This is a genomic window from Pseudomonas sp. PB106 (assembly GCF_009764645.1).
In the GTDB taxonomy this organism is placed as follows: Bacteria; Pseudomonadota; Gammaproteobacteria; order Pseudomonadales; family Pseudomonadaceae; genus Aquipseudomonas.
In genome coordinates, this window is sequence record NZ_RWIM01000193.1 from 24,173 (window position 1) to 43,495 (window position 19,323).

The 19,323-nt window shown below is 58.9% G+C and carries 19 protein-coding genes; 13 read left to right on the forward strand and 6 right to left on the reverse strand.

Going from position 1 to position 19,323, the window contains the following annotated elements; all coding sequences use genetic code 11:
* Positions 1 to 20: 20 nt before the first annotated feature.
* Positions 21 to 1,685, reverse strand: coding sequence for an electron transfer flavoprotein-ubiquinone oxidoreductase (locus EJA71_RS24165; protein ID WP_158960049.1), 1,665 nt, complete (start codon positions 1,683 to 1,685; stop codon positions 21 to 23).
* Between the two features lie 547 nt (positions 1,686 to 2,232).
* Between EJA71_RS24165 and EJA71_RS24170 the strand changes: the two genes are divergently transcribed.
* The 10 genes from EJA71_RS24170 to EJA71_RS24215 all read left to right on the forward strand — a co-directional run bounded on the left by EJA71_RS24170 (position 2,233) and on the right by EJA71_RS24215 (position 11,753).
* Positions 2,233 to 2,982, forward strand: a complete 750-nt coding sequence (locus EJA71_RS24170) for an electron transfer flavoprotein subunit beta/FixA family protein (RefSeq protein ID WP_007908338.1) — start codon at positions 2,233 to 2,235, stop codon at positions 2,980 to 2,982.
* Positions 2,983 to 3,912, forward strand: coding sequence for an electron transfer flavoprotein subunit alpha/FixB family protein (locus EJA71_RS24175; protein ID WP_007908340.1), 930 nt, complete (start codon positions 2,983 to 2,985; stop codon positions 3,910 to 3,912). It begins immediately after the preceding gene.
* Between the two features lie 80 nt (positions 3,913 to 3,992).
* Positions 3,993 to 4,814 carry an ABC transporter substrate-binding protein gene (locus tag EJA71_RS24180; protein WP_158960051.1) on the forward strand — a complete coding sequence of 274 codons (822 nt, stop codon included), beginning with the start codon at positions 3,993 to 3,995 and terminating at the stop codon, positions 4,812 to 4,814.
* 9 nt (positions 4,815 to 4,823) lie between these two features.
* Complete coding sequence (locus tag EJA71_RS24185; RefSeq protein ID WP_178113743.1) at positions 4,824 to 5,180, forward strand: DUF4398 domain-containing protein; 357 nt, start codon at positions 4,824 to 4,826, stop codon at positions 5,178 to 5,180.
* Positions 5,177 to 5,989 (forward strand): OmpA family protein, encoded by an 813-nt coding sequence (locus EJA71_RS24190; RefSeq protein WP_158960053.1) that lies wholly within the window; start codon positions 5,177 to 5,179, stop codon positions 5,987 to 5,989. Before EJA71_RS24185 ends, EJA71_RS24190 begins: the two co-directional genes overlap by 4 nt.
* Positions 5,990 to 6,286: 297 nt before the next feature.
* Positions 6,287 to 7,726, forward strand: coding sequence for a PLP-dependent aminotransferase family protein (locus EJA71_RS24195; RefSeq protein ID WP_158960055.1), 1,440 nt, complete (start codon positions 6,287 to 6,289; stop codon positions 7,724 to 7,726).
* 78 nt (positions 7,727 to 7,804) lie between these two features.
* Positions 7,805 to 8,284 (forward strand): translation initiation factor 2, encoded by a 480-nt coding sequence (locus tag EJA71_RS24200; protein WP_158960057.1) that lies wholly within the window; start codon positions 7,805 to 7,807, stop codon positions 8,282 to 8,284.
* 166 nt (positions 8,285 to 8,450) lie between these two features.
* Positions 8,451 to 8,705: a YkgJ family cysteine cluster protein gene (locus tag EJA71_RS24205; protein WP_158960059.1), complete on the forward strand. Its 255-nt coding sequence runs from the start codon at positions 8,451 to 8,453 to the stop codon at positions 8,703 to 8,705.
* Between the two features lie 41 nt (positions 8,706 to 8,746).
* The gene (locus EJA71_RS24210) at positions 8,747 to 9,352 is read left to right on the forward strand and encodes an START domain-containing protein (protein WP_158960061.1); all 606 of its coding nucleotides are present in this window, start codon (positions 8,747 to 8,749) and stop codon (positions 9,350 to 9,352) included.
* Between the two features lie 307 nt (positions 9,353 to 9,659).
* Positions 9,660 to 11,753: an LTA synthase family protein gene (locus EJA71_RS24215; protein WP_158960063.1), complete on the forward strand. Its 2,094-nt coding sequence runs from the start codon at positions 9,660 to 9,662 to the stop codon at positions 11,751 to 11,753.
* A gap of 75 nt (positions 11,754 to 11,828) precedes the next feature.
* Here EJA71_RS24215 and EJA71_RS24220 read toward each other — a convergent pair whose 3' ends face one another.
* Positions 11,829 to 11,987 carry a DUF3309 family protein gene (locus EJA71_RS24220; RefSeq protein WP_169432680.1) on the reverse strand — a complete coding sequence of 53 codons (159 nt, stop codon included), beginning with the start codon at positions 11,985 to 11,987 and terminating at the stop codon, positions 11,829 to 11,831.
* Between the two features lie 324 nt (positions 11,988 to 12,311).
* Here EJA71_RS24220 and EJA71_RS24225 point away from each other — a divergent pair, with 324 nt between their 5' ends.
* The 3 genes from EJA71_RS24225 (at position 12,312) to csrA (ending at position 13,845) form a co-directional block, all read left to right on the forward strand.
* Positions 12,312 to 13,127: an SDR family oxidoreductase gene (locus EJA71_RS24225; RefSeq protein WP_053122510.1), complete on the forward strand. Its 816-nt coding sequence runs from the start codon at positions 12,312 to 12,314 to the stop codon at positions 13,125 to 13,127.
* Positions 13,128 to 13,190: 63 nt separating this feature from the next.
* Positions 13,191 to 13,523 (forward strand): YnfA family protein, encoded by a 333-nt coding sequence (locus EJA71_RS24230; protein WP_008088571.1) that lies wholly within the window; start codon positions 13,191 to 13,193, stop codon positions 13,521 to 13,523.
* Positions 13,524 to 13,659: 136 nt separating this feature from the next.
* Positions 13,660 to 13,845, forward strand: a complete 186-nt coding sequence (gene csrA / locus EJA71_RS24235) for a carbon storage regulator CsrA (RefSeq protein ID WP_158960065.1) — start codon at positions 13,660 to 13,662, stop codon at positions 13,843 to 13,845.
* Between the two features lie 6 nt (positions 13,846 to 13,851).
* Here csrA and EJA71_RS24240 read toward each other — a convergent pair whose 3' ends face one another.
* From EJA71_RS24240 to EJA71_RS24255, 4 genes are all read right to left on the reverse strand, one after another.
* The gene (locus EJA71_RS24240) at positions 13,852 to 14,079 is read right to left on the reverse strand and encodes a YheU family protein (protein ID WP_003192759.1); all 228 of its coding nucleotides are present in this window, start codon (positions 14,077 to 14,079) and stop codon (positions 13,852 to 13,854) included.
* A gap of 201 nt (positions 14,080 to 14,280) precedes the next feature.
* Positions 14,281 to 15,471, reverse strand: coding sequence for an osmoprotectant NAGGN system M42 family peptidase (locus EJA71_RS24245; protein ID WP_158960067.1), 1,191 nt, complete (start codon positions 15,469 to 15,471; stop codon positions 14,281 to 14,283).
* A gap of 138 nt (positions 15,472 to 15,609) precedes the next feature.
* Positions 15,610 to 17,355 carry an N-acetylglutaminylglutamine synthetase gene (ngg, locus tag EJA71_RS24250; protein ID WP_158960079.1) on the reverse strand — a complete coding sequence of 582 codons (1,746 nt, stop codon included), beginning with the start codon at positions 17,353 to 17,355 and terminating at the stop codon, positions 15,610 to 15,612.
* Positions 17,356 to 17,358: 3 nt separating this feature from the next.
* The gene (locus EJA71_RS24255; protein ID WP_158960081.1) at positions 17,359 to 19,131 is read right to left on the reverse strand and encodes an N-acetylglutaminylglutamine amidotransferase; all 1,773 of its coding nucleotides are present in this window, start codon (positions 19,129 to 19,131) and stop codon (positions 17,359 to 17,361) included.
* Between the last annotated feature and the right edge of the window lie 192 nt (positions 19,132 to 19,323).

Here is a 19,323-nt window from a genome sequence, read left to right on the forward strand (position 1 = left end):
TTGTTGTTCAGCGGTTCGACTTACATATTCGGATAAGTCGGGCCGCCAGCGCCTTCCGGCGTGACCCAGGTGATGTTCTGCGAAGGGTCCTTGATGTCACAGGTCTTGCAGTGCACGCAGTTCTGGGCGTTGATCTGGAAGCGCTTCTCGCCGTCTTCCTTGGTGATCACTTCGTACACGCCGGCCGGGCAGTAGCGCTGCGCCGGTTCGTCGTACAGCGGCAGGTTCTTGCTGATCGGGATGCTCGGGTCTTTCAGCTTCAAGTGGCAAGGCTGTTCTTCTTCGTGGTTGGTACCGGAGATGAACACCGAGCTGAGCTTGTCGAAGCTGAGTTTGCCGTCCGGCTTCGGATAGTCGATCTTCTTGCAGTCGGCCGCGAGCTTGAGGCAGGCGTAATCCGGCTTGGTGTCGTGCAGGGTGAACGGCAGTTTGCCGCCGAAGATGTTCTGATCGAGCCAGTTGAAACCGCCGCCAACGATGGCGCCGAACTTGTGGATCGCCGGGCCGAAGTTGCGGCTGGCGAACAGTTCGTCGTAGAGCCAGCTCTTCTTGAACGCGTCCACATAAGCGGTCAGTTCTTCTGTGCCGTCCTTTTCAGCGAACAGCGCCTCAGCCACCGATTCAGCGGCGAGCATGCCCGACTTCATCGCGGTGTGGCTGCCTTTGATCTTGGCGAAGTTCAGAGTGCCGAGATCGCAACCGATCAGCGCGCCGCCCTTGAACACCATTTTCGGCAGCGAGTTCAGGCCACCTTTGCAGATGGCGCGGGCGCCGTAGCTGATGCGCTTGCCGCCTTCCAGGTACTGAGCCAGCACCGGGTGATGCTTGAGGCGCTGGAACTCGTCGAACGGCGACAGGTAGGTGTTGCTGTAGGACAGATCGACGATCAGACCGACCACCACCTGGTTGTTTTCCAGGTGATAGAGGAACGAGCCGCCGGTGTTCTCGGTGCCCATGATGTCCAGCGGCCAACCAGCGGTGTGCACCACCAGGCCTGGCTGATGCTTGGCCGGGTCGATTTCCCAGATTTCTTTCAGGCCGATGCCGTAGTGCTGAGCGTCGGCATCGCTGTCGAGGTTGTAGCGCTTGATCAGTTGCTTGCCGATGTGGCCACGGCAACCTTCGGCGAACAGCGTGTACTTGCCACGCAGTTCCATGCCCGGGGTGTACAGACCTTCTTTCGGGTTGCCTTCGCGGTCGACGCCCAGATCACCGGTGATGATCCCGCGAACCACGCCTTGCTCGTCGATCAGCGCTTCCTGAGCGGCGAAGCCTGGGTAGATTTCTACACCGAGGTTCTCTGCCTGCTGAGCCAGCCAGCGGCACAGGTTGCCGAGGGAGATGATGTAGTTGCCTTCGTTGTGCATGGTCTTGGGCACAAAGAGGTCAGGAATCTTCTGCGCGCTGTTGGCGTTTTTCAGCACGAAAATGTCGTCGCGGGTGACAGGCGTATTCAGCGGCGCGCCAAGTTCTTTCCAGTCCGGGAACAGTTCATTCAGAGCGCGTGGTTCGAACACGGCACCGGAGAGGATGTGCGCGCCGACTTCGGAGCCTTTTTCGACCACGCAGACGCTGATTTCCTTACCGGCTTCGGCGGCCTTCTGCTTCAGACGGCAGGCGGCGGACAGGCCAGCGGGGCCGGCACCGACGATGACCACGTCGAATTCCATGTATTCGCGTTCCACAGGCTATCTCCTACTCAAGGCTCAACAGTTTTTTTTCTAATTTGGAGGTTTGATGTCGCATCCGCTATTCCTTTACGTTAACGTCAAGGGGAATATTGGACAGACCTTTCTCTCTAGGCGGCGCATTATATCTACACCACTCCTAGCGTCCAATACAAACGTTTGTTTGAATCGGCTCCAGGCCAGAGAAATCAAAGAAGCGCGGCTTATGAATGGTCATTTTGCTGTATTGACCGGAATAGGCGTTCCGGTCAAGATACGGGCGGTTTTGCGCTCGTCGTAGGCAGACTGGCGGTTTCAAGAGCACGTCTAAAGACAGGGCACAGGCAGTAGAAGGTGATGCGCAGCGCGGTCTGGCGCGCAGTTTACACCGCGTGAGGAGTTATGACTTGTCGGTCACCACTGACGAACGGTCGCACCCCTTAACGTCGTGCAATCACTTCGCACCCCGGTCGGCGTTTTTAGAGGTGCCCTTTTAGCCTGATGAGCATCAACCGCCAGGTTCGCCTAGGCGACTTTCTTTTCACCGGAGAGTAACGAGGAATCCATGAAGGTTCTTGTAGCTGTCAAACGCGTTGTGGATTACAACGTCAAGGTTCGCGTCAAGGCGGACAATTCCGGCGTCGATCTCGCCAACGTCAAGATGTCGATGAACCCGTTCTGCGAAATCGCAGTGGAAGAAGCCGTACGCCTGAAAGAGAAAGGTGTTGCGACTGAAATCGTCGTCGTCTCCATCGGCCCGACCACCGCTCAGGAGCAGCTGCGTACCGCACTGGCTCTGGGCGCCGACCGTGCCATCCTCGTCGAATCCGCTGAAGATCTGACCTCGCTTGCCGTGGCAAAGCTGCTCAAGGCTGTGGTCGACAAGGAACAGCCTCAGCTGGTGATCCTTGGCAAACAGGCCATCGACAGCGACAACAACCAGACCGGCCAGATGCTCGCTGCATTGAGCGGCTACGGTCAGGGCACGTTCGCATCGAAAGTCGAAGTCTCCGGCGACAGCGTTGCCGTGACTCGCGAAATCGACGGCGGCGCGCAGACTGTTTCGCTGAAACTGCCGGCGATCGTCACCACCGACCTGCGTTTGAACGAGCCGCGCTACGCGTCTCTGCCAAACATCATGAAAGCCAAGAAGAAGCCTCTCGAAGTGCTGACTCCGGACGCTTTGGGCGTTTCCACCGCCTCCACCAACAAGACCTTGAAAGTCGAAGCGCCGGCTGCACGCAGCGCGGGCATCAAGGTCAAGTCGGTGGCTGAACTGGTCGAGAAACTGAAAAACGAAGCGAAGGTAATCTAAATGACTATCTTGGTTATTGCTGAACACGACAACAAAGTGCTGGCCCCGGCCACACTGAACACCGTGGCTGCTGCGGCCAAAATCGGCGGCGACATCCACGTTCTGGTTGCAGGTCAGGGCGCTGGCGCCGTGGCTGAAGCCGCTGCGAAAATCGCTGGCGTGAGCAAAGTCCTGAACGCTGACAACGCGGCTTACGCGCATCAGCTGCCGGAAAACGTTGCTCCACTGGTGGCAGAGCTCGGCGCTGGTTACAGCCACATCCTGGCTGCCGCCACCTCCAACGGCAAAAACATCCTGCCACGCGTTGCCGCGCAGCTGGACGTTGACCAGATCTCCGAGATCATCTCGGTCGAAAGCGCTGACACCTTCAAGCGCCCGATCTACGCCGGTAACGCCATCGCTACCGTGCAGTCGACTGCTGCGATCAAAGTGATCACCGTGCGTGCCACCGGTTTCGACCCGGTGGCTGCTGAAGGTGGTTCGGCGGCTGTTGAAGCTGTTGGCGCTGCACACGACGCAGGCACTTCGAGCTTCGTTGGCGAAGAACTGGCCAAGTCCGACCGTCCAGAGCTGACCGCTGCCAAGATCGTCGTATCCGGCGGCCGCGGCATGCAGAACGGCGACAACTTCAAACACCTGTACGCCCTGGCCGACAAGCTGGGCGCTGCCGTCGGTGCTTCGCGCGCCGCCGTCGACGCAGGTTTCGTACCCAACGACATGCAGGTCGGTCAGACCGGCAAGATCGTTGCGCCACAGCTGTACATCGCCGTCGGTATCTCCGGCGCGATCCAGCACCTGGCCGGTATGAAAGACTCCAAAGTGATCGTTGCGATCAACAAGGACGAAGAAGCGCCGATCTTCCAGGTGGCCGATTACGGTCTCGTGGCGGATCTGTTCGAAGCAGTCCCTGAGCTGGAGAAGCTGGTCTAATCCGGCGGCTTCACTTATAAAGAGCCCGGCCTGTTGGTCGGGCTTTTTTTTGTCTCGGATTTGAGTGGGAGCGTTTCGCCATGGATCTGCGCTGCGGATGGTTGTTGGGATTGGCCCTGTTGCCCGGTTTGGCCATGGCTGCTGGCAAGTGCGAGCGTCTTGTCGTCACCGGCAGCCCGGATGCGCCGCCGTACCTGTGGCAGGACCCGCAAAACCCCAAGCAGTTGATCGGCGCCAGCGCCGACCTGTTGCAGCAAGTGGCCAAGGACCTCGGCATCAAGGTCGAGTTGCTCTACGCCGGCAAACGCTCGCAGGCCCTTGATGAAGTGCGCAGCGGGCGTATGGATATGCTCGCCGACGCGCCACTGACCCTCAATGAGCTGGAAAACCTCGACTACGTCCATCCGCCGCTGTTGGAAAACGACTATCTGGTATGGACGCGCAAAGGCTCGACGCTGGTCTACAGCGAAGCCAAAGACCTGCATGGCCATGCCGGCGCGTTGTCGGAAAAGTCTCGTATTACCCAGGAATTCAGCACGTTCGCCGAGCAGAATCTGACCCTGACCAAGACAGCAAACCTCACTCAAGCCTTTCAGAAACTTCTCTTGGGTGAAGTGGAATATGTACTCGCCGGACGCTACTCGGGCATGGCCGCCGCGCAAGCGCTGGGCATGGCCAATGATCTGCTGGTGTTCGAGCAACCCATCGACCGGCCGGGTCTGTTCCTTGCGGTTTCCCACAACTCGGCCTGCAACGATCCGTGGTTGCGCGGACAGCTAGCCAAAAAGATGACAGAATTGCCCGCGTCCGGACTGACGGAAGCCGCGCTGCAACGCAACATCGAGCGCTGGAAGGCGCAGCAGCAACAGCCGCAACAACCTGTCAGTGCCCCAAAACAGTAGGGATTCTTAGTGAGTATTCGACCTCTTTTCGCGGCTGTGGCCGTTCTGGCCCTGGCCGGTTGCGCAACCGATCCGGCACCCAGCGAACAAATGCGCCTGACCGAGCAGGCCATCACCCAGGCCAAGGCTGTCGGCGCCACTGCAGATGAAGTGCCGGAAATGAAACTGGCCGAAACCAAATACGATCGCGCCAAAGGCAACATGGCCGACGAGTCCTATCGCAATGCGCGCATGCGTGCCGAACAGGCCGAGCTGGATGCGCGTCTGGCTGAAGCCAAAGTGCTGACACAAAAAAGTGAAGAACAGCTGAACGTGCTCAACACCCGCATCGTCCGACTGCGCAAGCAACTGGGAGATGCCCAATGAGCCTCAAATCCAAAGTCGTAGGCGCTTTGATCCTCGCCGGTTGCGCCAGCCTGTACGGTTGCGCCGGGCAACACAGTGAATCCGCTCTGCAAGAAGCCGGCGCCGACTTCCAGAAAGTCAAAGAAGACTCCAACGTGCTGCGCATCGCACCGAAGGACGTGATCCGCGCCGGTGAGTCGCTGGCTCGCGCCGATCGCCTGTCGACCTATTGGGGCAGCGGTTCGGACGTGGTGCATTATGCCTACCTGAGCCAGCGTTACAGCGAAATCGCCCGCGAACATACCAATCAGGTGCTCAACGAAGAGCGCGCGGCCAAGCTCGAACTGGAACGCCAGCGTCTGCAATTGGCTTTGCGTGAATCCAAGTTGCTCAGCGTGCAGCAGCAGGGCAAATGGCTGGAAGAACAGATCGTCGCATTGGCCACCACGCAAACCGACCGTGGTCTGGTGATGACCCTCGGCGATGTACTGTTCGACACCGGCGAAGCAGAGCTGAAAAACTCGGCCAACCGTGTCGTGCTGAAGATCGTTCAGTTCCTGCAACTGAATCCGAAACGCGTAGTGCGCATCGAGGGTTACACCGACAGCACCGGCGGCAAGCAGGAAAACCTCAAACTGTCCCGCGACCGTGCACAAGCGGTGGCGGATGTGCTGATGGATCTCGGTATCGAGGACAAGCGCATTAAGGTCGAAGGTTACGGCGATGAATACCCGGTGGACGTCAACGCTTCCGAGCGTGGGCGCGCACAGAACCGTCGGGTGGAAATTGTCTTCTCCGACGAGAAAGGCCAGCTCGGCGCCGCTCGTTAAGCCAGGTGAAACCCTGTAGGAGCTGCCGAAGGCTGCGATCTTTTGATGTTGATCTTAAAAACAGGATCAAAAGATCGCAGCCTCGTTGCACTCGTCAGCTCCTACAGCGTTCCATTGCATAGCCCGGCAAGTACCGGGCATTTTTACGTCTGTCGATTAGCTCGCAAATCGGTACAGTCGGGGGCAGACACTGCACTGTATGGTCGAGTATTGTGGCAACTGTCCCAGTACACTTCTAAACTGTTCCGGTATTGTTTCACACAAGAATAAAATGCCCGTGAAATCGAGTGCTGCGTCATGACCAATCTCTTGCTCTACCAACGTATTGCTCAGCAACTGGCCGAAGATATTCGCCGTGGTGTCTATCAGCCGGGGGAGCGCGTGCCCTCGGTGCGCAAGATGAGTTCGCAGCTCAACGTCAGCCATGCGACGGTGTTGCAGGCGTACGCCAATCTCGAAGATCAGGGGCTGATCCGCGCGCGTCCGCAGTCCGGTTATTACGTACACCAGACGCCTGCGTTGACGGCGCCGACGCCGGACATTGCCCGGGTCGAGCGGCCCGGTCTGGTCACCCGCAGCAGCATCATTCAACAAGTTCTGGTCGAGTCGCGCCGTGAAGGCGTGTTTGCGCTGGGCGCCGCCGTACCGAGTGTCGATTATTTGCCGGTGCGCGCGCTGCATCAGCAGTTGGCCAAAGTCACCCGTTTCCATAGCCCGCGCGCCTTCAGCTACATGTTCAGCCCCGGTTTCGAACCGCTGCGCCGACAAGTAGCGATCCGCATGCGCGATGCCGGCGTGGTGGTCGATCCGTCGGAAGTGGTCATCACCCACGGCTGCGTGGACGCCTTGCAGATGTCGCTACGCGTACTGACCCGGCCCGGTGATCTGATCGCTGCCGAGTCGCCGACCTATTACGGCTTGTTGCAACTGGCTGACCTGCTCGGTCTGAAAGTCATCGAAATCCCCAGCGATCCTGCCACCGGCATGAGCCTCGAAGCCCTGCAACTGGCGGCCAACCAGTGGTCGATCAAGGCCTTGGTGCTGACCACGCGCCTGAGCAATCCTTTGGGCGGCACCATGCCCGAGGAACGTCAGAAACAACTGCTGCGCTTGGCCTCGGACTTCGACATCCAGATCGTTGAAGACGACATCTATGGCGAACTGATGTTCGAGCAGGGCAAAACCAAAGCGCTCAAGGCTTATGACCGACTGGATCGGGTGATCTACTGTTCAAGTTTCTCCAAGACCCTGTCTCCCGGCGTGCGCATCGGCTGGATGATCGCTGGCAAATACCAGCAGGAGATCCAGCGCCTGCAGACCTTCAGCACCCATTCGGCGTGCAGCGTGACGCAGATGGCGATCGCCGCCTATCTGGAAAACGGCGGCTATGACCGGCATTTACGCTTCATCCGCCAGGAATACCGAAAAAACCTCAGCGCCTTCCAGTTGGCGGTGCAGCAGTACTTCCCCGAAGGCACGCAAATGACCCGGCCCACGGGCGGCTTCATTCTGTGGGTGAGTCTGCCGGGGAGGGTGAACACCCAGGAATTGCATGTCAGGGCATTGCAGCAGGGCATCAGTATTGCGCCGGGGCTGATCTTCAGTAATACCGAGCAATTCAACCACTGTATCCGCCTGAACTGCGGGATTCCGTGGAATCGCGAAGCCGAGCGGGCGCTAATGACTTTGGGCCTGCTGGCGACGCAGCTGTGTCAGGAAACCGCTGGCGGATTCTGAACGAGCGGCGGCTGATGCTTGTCTTGTGGCGTGCAACAGGCGAGCATATGGCCCTCTGCCGTTAGACTCGTTGGGTCCATGAAAGCGATTTTTCCTGCCGCCGGGGTTTTGTTGTGTTTGCTGATGATCGGGCACTCGCCTGCGGTCTACGCGGCCGCCGTGCAGGAAAAACCTGCCGCCACGAGTACTGCCAAGCAGCCAGCGACCAGCCAGAAAAAGGCGCCGGTGAAAAAAGCCCAAGCAAAAAAAGCCGCTCCGGTGAAGAAACGCGCACCGATTGCTTCCAAGTCAAAACCTGCCAGCGAAGTGGCGAAAACCAAATTGCCAGCGGCCAGACTCGATTTGAGTCTGCCCAAAGACATGGTTCAGGAACTCAAGCCCAAGGGCACCGTTGAACTGCCTAAACGCGAGCCGATCCTGCCGCAGTTTTTCGGTGAGAAGAACAGCGGCTTTCAACTCAACGGTCGCTTGCTCAGCAACGAAATGCAGTTGCAACTGCGCAACGAAGAGCGTCGCGAAGTCGAAGGCGCGGCGCTGGATTTCGAATTCAAGCAGTAAATTCGACCGGTCTGTGACCCGCAGAGCAGACACTTTGTCGGAGACTGGTCAGTCACATTCGGTAATCGCTAAAAACCCCGGTGTCGGCAATTTGAAACAGCCGTTTTAGCGGTTACTCTGTTCCGCGTCTCTTTAACACATCGCCCGTCGCGAGGATTTTTCCGTCATGAAATGCCGTGAAGGCTGTGGCGCTTGCTGCATTGCCCCATCCATCAGTTCGCCGATTCCCGGCATGCCCGATGGCAAACCAGCCGGCGAACGTTGCGTGCAGCTATCGGTCGAAAACCTGTGCAGCATTTTCGGCCGCCCGGAGCGCCCGGCGGTCTGCTCGGGTTTCACCGCTGATGTCGAAACCTGCGGCAGCAGTTCGGAAGAAGCGATCAGGCTTATCGGCTGGTGGGAGCAAATGACGGCCGCGTGATGTGTCAAACGAACGGAACTTCAACAATAAGGAATAAGACTATGGGTTCGCTGCATCGTATCGCTGTGTTGTGTGGTTTGACCGCTGTTCTGGTCACCTCGGTTGCCCAGGCGGAAGACTGGAAAGTCGCCAAGAACGAGGACGGCATCAAAGTTTCCCTGAGCGAAGTACCGGGTTCGGACTACAAGTCCTATCAGGGCGTCGCGCTGATGAAGACCACCGTTGCCAAACTTCGCGCACTGCAGGAAGACGTGTCCGGTGCCTGCGCCTGGATTCACGAGTGCAAGACCCAGAAACTGCTCAAGCACGAAGGCGATCAGAGCTGGACCTACACCCAGTTCAACACGCCTTGGCCGGTGACCCCGCGTGATTCAGTGCTGAAAGTCACCACCGTCGAAGGCGCCGATGGCAGCCTGACCCGCAACCTGGAAGGCTTGCCGACGTACATGCCGGAAGAAAAGGGCTTTGTCCGCGTGCAGCAGGTCAAAGGTTTCTGGAAGTTCGTACCCAAGGGCGATCAGGTTGAAGTGACCTACCAAGTGCACACCGAGCCAGGTGGCAGCGTGCCGGCGATGGTTGCCAACAAGTTCGTGGTCGACGCACCGTTCAACACCCTCAAAGCCTTGAAAGAACGCGCCGAGAAGTAATCAAACGCGCGCTTTGCAAAACGCCCCGACCGATACGGGGCGTTTTGTTTTGTATCTATATTGTGTTTCCAGATATGCGTTGAACGAAATTTTCACAAAGCGTTCAAGACAATTCGCCCGCGCTGTTTGCCGGCTGTCACCGCTCTAAATGAAAGTGTCTGGCAGCGCGGCAGTAATCAATGGCAATGGCGTGGGTGATCGTGCAACATTTGCGCACCGCGCAAACCCCGGGGCCTGGAATGGCCAATAGAGGGCATGGCGCCGCTGTATTTTTGCAACTTCAACTTCCAATGGGTCCTAAAACGACATGGCAAACCCGGACGCCCTGAATCAGCAGCGATCTTCTGCTCGCCTGCTGCAACCGACCGTCAAATCGCATCTGGCCTACACGTTGCTCTGTGCGCTGGTCATGATGGTGATGTTTTCCGTGCTGCGCCTCGCGCTGCTGGTCTACAACCGCGAGATGATCCTTGATACCCCGGCTTCGACCTTTCTCGAAGCTTTCGCCAACGGCCTGCGTTTCGACCTGCGCCTGGTGGTCTATGTGTGCATTCCGCTGGTGCTGGCGCTGTTCAGTGCCCGCGCCATGGCCGCGCGCGGTTTCTTCCGTCTGTGGCTGACCATCGCCTCGAGCATCGCGCTGTTCCTCGGCCTGATGGAGATGGACTTCTATCGCGAGTTTCACCAGCGCCTCAACGGTCTGGTGTTCCAGTACGTGAAAGAAGACCCGAAAACCGTGATGAGCATGCTCTGGTACGGTTTCCCGGTGGTGCGTTATCTGCTGGCGTGGGTCATCGGTACGGTGATTCTGACCCTGGCCTTCAAAGGTGCCGATCGCGCCACGCGCCCGCGCGGGCCGTTCAGTGGTGGCAATGTCGGTACTCGCCAGGTAGCGCCGTGGTATACCCGTCTGGCGGTATTCGTGGTGTGCCTGCTGATCTGCGTGGTTGCCGCTCGTGGCACCCTGCGTCAGGGCCCGCCAATGCGTTGGGGTGACGTCTACACCACCGAATCGAACTTTGCCAACCAGCTCGGCCTCAATGGCACGTTGTCGTTGATCGCGGCCGCCAAGGACCGCATGGGCGAAGACCGCGACAACATCTGGAAAGCCACACTGCCGCAAGAACAGGCGCAGAAAGTCGTGCGCGAGATGCTGGTCATGCCGGACGACAAGCTGGTCGATGGCGACATCGCCGCTGTGCGCCGTGACTACATGCCGCCAGCCGACAAGACGCTGCCGATCAAGAACGTCGTGGTGATCCTGATGGAAAGCATGGCCGGTCACTCGGTCGGTGCTCTGGGCGCGCCGGGCAACATCACGCCATACCTGGACAAACTGTCGAAGGAAGGCCTGCTGTTCGACCGCTTCTTCTCCAACGGCACGCACACCCACCAGGGTATGTTCGCGACCATGGCCTGCTTCCCCAATCTGCCAGGTTTCGAATACCTGATGCAGACCCCGGAAGGCAGCCACAAGCTGTCCGGCCTGCCGCAATTGCTAAGCCACCGTGACTACGACGACGTCTATGTCTACAACGGTGACTTTGCCTGGGACAACCAGTCGGGTTTCTTCAGCAACCAGGGCATGACCAACTTCGTTGGCCGTAATGATTTCGTTGACCCGGTGTTCTCCGATCCGACCTGGGGCGTGTCCGACCAGGACATGTTCGACCGTGGTCTGATCGAATTGAAGAAACGCGAAAACGGCAAACCGTTCTATGCGCTGCTGCAAACCCTGTCCAACCACACGCCGTACGCCTTGCCGACGCCATTGCCGGTCGAGCGCGTCACCGATCGCGGCAGCCTCAACGAACATTTGACCGCCATGCGCTACTCCGACTGGGCCTTGGGTCAGTTCTTCGAGAAGGCGCGTAAAGAGCCGTACTTCAAGGAAACCCTGTTCGTCATCGTCGGTGACCACGGCTTCGGCAACGAGCGCCAGATCACCGAAATGGATCTTGGCCGCTTCAACGTGCCGATGCTGATGATCGCGCCGGGCATTCAGGAGAAGTTCGGTACTCGTGACCACACCGTGGGCACGCAGATCGACATCGTGCCGACCATCATGGGTCGCCTCGGTGGTGAAGTGCGTCATCAGTGCTGGGGCCGTGACCTGCTCAACCTGCCGGAAGGTGATACCGGTTTCGGTGTGATCAAGCCGTCGGGCAGCGAGCAGACCACTGCCATCGTCACCGCTGACCAGATCCTGGTGCTGCCGAAAGACAAAGACATGTCGGCGAAAATCTATCAGTACCAACTGGGCGCCAACCCAAGTGCCGAGGTTATTCCGAATGCACCGCGCACCGCCGAGTTGAAACAGAAACTCGAAGCGTTCCTGCAAACGGCGACCAAGAGTCTGATGGACAACACCGCCGGTGTGGTTAACGGCAAGCCGGACTAACGCGCTGTGAAGTGAAAGTTCGCGCAATAAAAAAGAGGCCCTGAAAAGGGCCTCTTTTTTTTGCCGGTTAGATCGTTATATCCGGCCAAGTAGCAACAGCACCAGCAGCACGACCAACACCACACCGATGATGCCCGACGGGCCATAACCCCAACTTCTGGAGTGCGGGAAGACCGGCAGACCACCGATCAGCAACAGGATCAGGATAATGATAAGAATTGTGCCCATGTCGATTTCCTTGTTGAGAGAGTTCGAGAAGTCTTGGTGTTCAAGGGGCGACTGGAGACTAAGTAATTCCAGACGGCTTACAAATTCCGACTGCGGCGAGTGAAAGAAAATTCAATGTTTTTTTAATGTATTTGGATTAGTCGCTTATTTCCTTTGACGCGAAAAGATCGCCGCCTCGTTTCACTCGACAGCCCCTACACAAATCCATGTAGGAGCTGCCGAAGGCTGCGATCTTTTGATCCTCCATTCAGCAACTTGATGGAGCGTGGGCGCGCACGGAACCTTCGCTACACTCCGCGCATCTTCCCCGGAACAACAAGGCTCTCTGCTATGCAAAATCGCATGATGATCACTGGCGCGGGCTCAGGCCTGGGTCGCGAAATCGCGCTGCGCTGGGCGCGCGAAGGCTGGCAACTGGCGCTGTCCGACGTCAGTGAGCCCGGTCTGCAGGAAACCCTCAAAATGGTTCGTGAGGCTGGTGGCGATGGGTTCATCCAGCGTTGCGATGTGCGTGATTACAGCCAACTGACTGCGTTCGCTCAAGCCTGCGAAGAGAAGCTCGGTGGCATCGACATCATCGTCAACAACGCCGGTGTGGCGTCGGGCGGGTTCTTCAGCGAGCTGTCGCTGGAAGACTGGGACTGGCAGATCGCGATCAACCTGATGGGCGTGGTCAAGGGCTGCAAAGCGTTCTTGCCGCTGCTGGAGCAAAGCAAAGGCAAGATCATCAACATCGCCTCCATGGCGGCGTTGATGCAGGGCCCGGCCATGAGTAACTACAACGTCGCCAAGGCCGGTGTTGTCGCGCTCTCGGAAAGTCTGTTGATCGAACTGGCGCAGCAGGAAGTCGGTGTGCATGTGGTTTGCCCATCGTTCTTCCAGACCAACTTGCTCGACTCGTTCCGTGGCCCGACCCCGGCAATGAAAGCGGCGGTCGGCAAGTTGCTGGAAAGTTCGCCGATTACCGCCGCCGATATCGCGGACTACATCTATCAGCAAGTCGCCGCCGGCGAATTCATGATCCTGCCTCACGAACAGGGGCGTATGGCTTGGGCGATCAAGCAGAAAAACCCGCAGTTGCTCTACAACGAAATGACCTCGATGGCCGAGAAAATGCGCGCCAAGGCCAAACAAAACAACGGCTGATCTTGTTCGTTGCGTGCGGCGTCGTTAGGGTGGCCGCAATGGTCACCCTGTCGAGACATCTGAATGCTCAATTACCTGTGGTTCTTCCTCGCGGCATTGTTTGAAATCGCCGGTTGCTTTGCCTTCTTCATGTGGCTGCGCCAAGGCAAAAGTGCGTTGTGGGTGATTCCCGCGCTGCTCAGCCTGACGCTGTTTGCGCTGTTGCTGACCCGTGTCGAAGCCAACTACGCCGGACGTGCCTATGCCGCTTATGGCGGGATTTACATCGTCGCTTCGATTGGCTGGCTGATGGTGGTCGAGCGGGTTCGTCCATTGGGATCGGACTGGATCGGCGTGGCGTTGTGCGTGATCGGCGCCAGCGTGATTCTGTTCGGGCCACGGTTTTCCGCAGCCTGAGTGGTCACTCGTGGGAAACGTCTTACGGCCCGGTGTTATCGGGTCTGTAAGGCAAAACTGATTTGCTCGCCGCACATTGAACAGCGGCTGCAAGCCGCGCATCTTCAGGGTTTGCTAATCCTGAAGGACGAACCCCATGCTAGTACTCAGCCGTGTTGTCGGTGAGTTGATTTCCATTGGCGACGACATTTCCCTGCGCGTTCTGTCAGTGAACGGTTCCAGCGTGCGCTTTGGCGTCGAGGCCCCACAAAAGGTCAATGTGCATCGCTCGGAAGTCTATGAGCGAATCAAGCGCAAGGAGGCCGTTGAAAAGATCCGCTGAGGATTTTCAGTCGAACAGATGCTTGGGCACGTCGTGCTTGAGCATCAACTGGCATTGCTCGCTTTCCGGGTCGAAGACGATCAGGGCCTGGCCCTTGGTCAATGCCTGACGCACGCGCAGCACGCGGGTTTCCAGCGGCGTGTCATCGCCATTGTCGGTGCCGTCGCGGGTGACGAAATCCTCGATGAGGCGGGTGAGGGTGTCGACTTCAAGAGCGTCGTAAGGGATGAGCATGGGGCACCTCGGTCAAATCAATGTCGGGATGCTACGGCGATTGCGATTGGCCTGCCAGTCTTGTGTTGATCGGGCTGGCCTCATCGCTGGCAAGCCAGCTCCCACAGGATTTGAGGGTGTTCACAAATATGGGATTCACCGCGAAAACCGTGGGGGCTGGCTTGCCTGCGATGGGGCCAGTCCTGCCATGACAAATCCGGATCAGCTATCCGAACGTTGCCCCACCAGGCTATCCACCGACGGCACCCGCGTATCGCTCTCCATCTGCGTGTCATGTTCAATCTGATGACTAAAGCGATCCAGTGAGGCATTCGCCGGCGCCGCGTCGCTGGCAAACACTGGCGGACTCAGGATGTAAGCCCCCAGCAAGCGACTGAGTGCCGCCAGACTGTCGATGTGCGTGCGCTCATAACCGTGGGTTGCGTCGCAGCCGAAGGCGAGCAGGGCGGTGCGGATGTCGTGGCCGGCGGTCACCGCCGAATGCGCGTCGCTGAAGTAGTAACGGAACATGTCTCGGCGCACCGGCAGTTCGTTTTCACTGGCCAGGCGCAGCAAGTGCCGCGACAAGTGATAGTCGTAAGGTCCCCCGGAATCCTGCATCGCCACACTCACAGCGTGTTCGCTGGAATGCTGCTCCGGTGCGACGGGCGCAATATCGATACCGACGAACTCGCTGACGTCCCACGGCAGTGCCGCCGCCGCGCCGCTGCCGGTTTCCTCGGTGATGGTGAACAGCGGATGGCAGTCGATCATCAGTTCCTGACCGCTGTCGACGATGGCTTTGAGCGATGCGAGGAGTGCTGCAACGCCAGCCTTGTCATCCAGGTGACGGGCGCTGATGTGGCCGCTTTCGGTGAACTCCGGCAGGGGATCGAACGCCACCACGTCACCGACACTGATGCCCAGCGATTCGCAATCGGCCCTGGTCGTGCAATAGGCGTCCAGACGCAGTTCGACATGATCCCAACTGATCGGCATCTCATCCACTTGCGTATTGAACGCATGCCCCGACGCCATCAGCGGCAACACGCTGCCGCGAATCACACCGTTGTCGGTGAACAGGCTGACGCGGCTGCCCTCGGCGAAACGGCTCGACCAGCAACCGACCGGGGCGAGGGTCAGGCGACCGTTGTCTTTCACAGCGCGGACGGCAGCACCGATGGTGTCCAAATGCGCGGAGACCGCACGATCAGGGCTGTTTTTCTTGCCTTTGAGCGTGGCGCGAATCGTGCCGCGCCGGGTCATTTCGAACGGGATGCCGAGTTCTTCCAGACGCTCGGCGACGTAGCGCACGATGGTGTCGGTAAACCCGGTGGGGCTGGGAATGGCGAGCATTTCCAGGAGGACTTTCTGCAGGTAGTTGAGATCCGGTTCGGGGATTTGCGTAGTCATGGAAACTCCTGATGGGTTGAGCACTGATCGTTCCCACGCTCTGCGTGGGAATGCAGCCCGGGACGCTCTGCGTCCCAAATGGACGCGGAGCGTCCGGTGAGGCGTTCCCACGCAGAGCGTGGGAACGATCAGGAAATGTCAGACAGCCGGCTGACTGTGCGGAAACAACAAGTCGACAAACCGCTCCGCCGTCGGCTGCGGCTCATGGTTGGCCAGGCCCGCACGTTCGTTGGCTTCGATAAACACGTATTCAGGCTGATCCGCCGCCGGCACCATCAAGTCCAGCCCGACCATCGGAATGTCCAGCGCCCGCGCCGCGCGCACCGCCGCATCGACCAGGGTCGGGTGCAGAATCGCCGTGACATCCTCCAGCGTGCCGCCGGTGTGCAGATTCGCCGTACGCCGCACAAACAGATGTTCACCCGCCGGCAAAATGCTGCTGTAGTCATAACCGGCTGCATGCAAGGTGCGCTGGGTTTCGTGATCGAGTGGAATCTTGCTTTCGCCGCTGGTGGCCGCTTGCCGACGTCGGCTCTGCGCCTCGATCAGCGCGCCGATGGAATGATAACCGTCGCCGACCACTTCCGCCGGCTTGCGAATTGCCGCCGCGACCACTTCAAAACCGATCACCAGAATCCGCAGATCGAGGCCTTCGTGGAAGCTCTCCAACAGCACGCGGCTGTCGAATGACTTCGCCGATTCGATCGCTTGCTGCACCTCTTCGATGCTCTGCAGATCCACTGCAACACCCTGGCCTTGTTCACCGTCGAGCGGCTTGACCACCACCCGTTGGTGCTCATCAAGGAAGGCCAGATTGTCGTCGGCGTTACCCGACAGTTGCTGCGACGGCAGATTCAACCCGGCCGCTTTCAACACCTTGTGCGTCAGGCTTTTGTCCTGACATAGGCTCATGCTGATCGCGCTGGTCAGATCGCTCAGGGATTCGCGGCAACGCACGCGGCGTCCGCCATAGCTGAGGGTGAACAGCCCGGCATCGGCATCATCGACCTGCACATCGATACCGCGCCGATGGGCTTCTTCAACGATGATCCGCGCATACGGATTGAACTGCGCCTCTGGCCCCGGGCCGAGAAACAACGGCTGATTGATACCGTTTTTGCGCTTGATGGCGAAGGTCGACAGGTTACGAAAGCCGAGCTTGGCGTAGAGACTTTTCGCCTGACGGTTGTCATGCAATACCGACAGATCCAGATAGCTCAAACCGCGACTCATGAAATGTTCGACCAAGTGCCGCACCAACACTTCACCAACGCCCGGACGCGAACACTGCGGATCCACCGCCAGACACCACAGGCTGCTGCCGTTTTCCGGATCATTGAACGCTTTTTGATGATTCAGGCCCATGACGCTGCCGATCACCGCGCCGCTGTCCTCGTCCTCGGCCAGCCAATACACCGGGCCGCCCTGATGATGCGGGGTCAGCAGCGTGGCATCGATCGGCAACATGCCGCGTGCCGAATACAGCTGATTGATCGCCTGCCAGTCCGCCTCGCTCTGCGCGCGACGGATGCGGAAGCCGCGAAACACGCGGGTGGCCTGACGGTAGTCGCTGAACCACAGACGCAAGGTGTCGGACGGGTCGAGAAATAACTGTGTCGGTTCCAGTCCGAGAATCTGCTGCGGCGCCGCGACGTACAGGGCGATATCGCGTTCGCCCGGCTGTTCATTGAGCAGCTCGCGGGCCAGCGATGCCGGGTCGGGAAAGGTGTGGCCGATCAGCAATCGGCCCCAGCCGCAATGCAGCGCAATCGGCTCGGCGGCCAGCGTGCTGCCGTCTTCGGCCAGACGCGCCTGCAAGCGTTCATAAGACGGTGTCTGCCCGCGAATCAAACGCTGGTTGATGGCCGTGGCGTGGGGTTTCATCGATCAGATTCCTTGTTCACTGAGCCACAGGTTCAGGGCCGCCAGTTGCCACAGTTTCGAACCGCGCAACGGCGTCAGTTGGCCTTGCGGGTCGGTCAGCAATTTGTCGAGCATGGCCGGGTTGAACAGGCCGCGATCCTGACTCGGATCAAGCAGCAGTTCGCGCACCCAGTTCAGTGTATCGCCCTGCAAATGCTTGAGACCGGGCACTGGGAAGTAGCCTTTTTTGCGGTCGATCACTTCACTAGGAATGACTCGGCGCGCAGCTTCTTTCAACACTTGCTTACCGCCGTCGGGCAGCTTGAATTTGCCCGGTACTCGGGCTGACAGTTCCACCAGTCGATAGTCGAGAAACGGCGTGCGCGCTTCCAGGCCCCAAGCCATGGTCATGTTGTCGACACGTTTGACCGGGTCATCGACCAGCATCACCGTACTGTCCAGACGCAGGGCTTTGTCCACTGCAGCGTCGGCGCCGGGTTGTGCGAAATGTTCTTTCACGAAGTCGCCGGCAGCGTCATTCGCGGTCAGCCACTTCGGCTGCACGGTGGCGGCGTAGTCGTCGTAGCTGCGGTCGAAAAACGCGGTGCGATAGGCAGCATATGGATCGGCTGCGCCATCGACCTGTGGATACCAGTGATAACCGGCGAACAACTCGTCCGCGCCTTGGCCGCTCTGCACCACTTTGCAGTGCTTGGCGACTTCGCGGGAAAGCAAATAGAAAGCGATGCAGTCGTGGCTGACCATCGGTTCGCTCATCGCACGGAACGCGGCGGGCAGTTGCTCGATGATCTCTTTCTCGTCGATGCGCAATTGATGGTGCTGGGTGCCGTAGTGTTTGGCGATCAGATCGGAATACTGAAACTCGTCACCGCGCTCACCGCCGGCATCCTGGAAACCGATGGAAAAGGTCGAGAGGTTTTCCACGCCGACTTCACGCAACAGACCAACCAGCATGCTCGAATCGACACCGCCGGACAGCAGCACGCCGACATCCACGGCCGCACGTTGACGGATCGCCACCGCTTCGCGGGTGCTGTCGAGGACGCGGTCGACCCAGTCTTCCAGGTTCAGGTTTTTCTCGTCTTCGCGTGGGCCGTAAGGCAGCGTCCACCAGGTTTTCTGCTCGGTGGTGCCATCGGCTTCAACGCGCATCCAGGTCGCTGGCGGCAGCTTTTCGATGCCCGCCAGCAGGGTGCGCGGTGCTGGGACCACAGCGTGGAAATTCAGGTAATGATTGAGCGCCACCGGATCGAGGATCGGGTTGATGTCGCCACCCTTGAGCAGCGCTGGCAGGGCCGAGGCGAAACGCAAACGCTGGCCGGTACGCGACAGGTACAACGGCTTCACACCGAGACGGTCACGGGCAATAAACAGACGCTTGGCATCGCGCTCCCAAATGGCAAACGCAAACATGCCGTTGAGCTTAGGCAGCAGCGCCTCGCCCCAGGCGTGGTAGCCCTTGAGCACTACTTCGGTGTCGCCACCGGAATAGAAGGCGTAGCCCAGCGCTTCTAGCTCAGCGCGCAATTCCGGGAAGTTGTAGATCGCGCCGTTGAAGGCCAGTGACAGGCCGAGCTGGCTGTCGATCATCGGCTGCGCCGAGCCGTCCGACAGGTCCATGATTTTCAGGCGACGATGACCCAGGGCAATCGGCCCTTGGGCATGGAAGCCCCACGCGTCAGGGCCGCGAGGAGCCAGGTGATGGGTGATTCGCTCGATGGCTGCAAGGTCTGCAGGTTGTTGATCAAAACGTAACTCGCCAGCTAATCCGCACATAAAGTCCTTACCGGTTTTTCCGTTGGGGAGGGGCAAATGGCACCGCGCCAGAAGGGCGGGTACTCAGAAACTGACCCGCCTCGATCAGCGGAGTTTTAGAACGATAAGTTATAAGCGAGGTTGTCAGACCGGCGGGCCATAGCGCAAACGGATCAGGCTTGTGCGGTATCCGGGTATCGCAAATATGCGAAT

Coding starts and splice junctions, on each gene's coding strand:
- EJA71_RS24170 (WP_007908338.1), top strand. CDS start 2,233: ATGAAGGTTCTTGTAGCTGTCAAACGCGTTGTGGATTACAACGTCAAG.
- EJA71_RS24175 (WP_007908340.1), top strand. CDS start 2,983: ATGACTATCTTGGTTATTGCTGAACACGACAACAAAGTGCTGGCCCCG.
- EJA71_RS24180 (WP_158960051.1), top strand. CDS start 3,993: ATGGATCTGCGCTGCGGATGGTTGTTGGGATTGGCCCTGTTGCCCGGT.
- EJA71_RS24190 (WP_158960053.1), top strand. CDS start 5,177: ATGAGCCTCAAATCCAAAGTCGTAGGCGCTTTGATCCTCGCCGGTTGC.
- EJA71_RS24195 (WP_158960055.1), top strand. CDS start 6,287: ATGACCAATCTCTTGCTCTACCAACGTATTGCTCAGCAACTGGCCGAA.
- EJA71_RS24200 (WP_158960057.1), top strand. CDS start 7,805: ATGAAAGCGATTTTTCCTGCCGCCGGGGTTTTGTTGTGTTTGCTGATG.
- EJA71_RS24205 (WP_158960059.1), top strand. CDS start 8,451: ATGAAATGCCGTGAAGGCTGTGGCGCTTGCTGCATTGCCCCATCCATC.
- EJA71_RS24210 (WP_158960061.1), top strand. CDS start 8,747: ATGGGTTCGCTGCATCGTATCGCTGTGTTGTGTGGTTTGACCGCTGTT.
- EJA71_RS24215 (WP_158960063.1), top strand. CDS start 9,660: ATGGCAAACCCGGACGCCCTGAATCAGCAGCGATCTTCTGCTCGCCTG.
- EJA71_RS24225 (WP_053122510.1), top strand. CDS start 12,312: ATGCAAAATCGCATGATGATCACTGGCGCGGGCTCAGGCCTGGGTCGC.
- EJA71_RS24230 (WP_008088571.1), top strand. CDS start 13,191: ATGCTCAATTACCTGTGGTTCTTCCTCGCGGCATTGTTTGAAATCGCC.
- csrA (WP_158960065.1), top strand. CDS start 13,660: ATGCTAGTACTCAGCCGTGTTGTCGGTGAGTTGATTTCCATTGGCGAC.
- EJA71_RS24240 (WP_003192759.1), bottom strand. CDS start 14,079: ATGCTCATCCCTTACGACGCTCTTGAAGTCGACACCCTCACCCGCCTC.
- EJA71_RS24245 (WP_158960067.1), bottom strand. CDS start 15,471: ATGACTACGCAAATCCCCGAACCGGATCTCAACTACCTGCAGAAAGTC.
- ngg (WP_158960079.1), bottom strand. CDS start 17,355: ATGAAACCCCACGCCACGGCCATCAACCAGCGTTTGATTCGCGGGCAG.
- EJA71_RS24255 (WP_158960081.1), bottom strand. CDS start 19,131: ATGTGCGGATTAGCTGGCGAGTTACGTTTTGATCAACAACCTGCAGAC.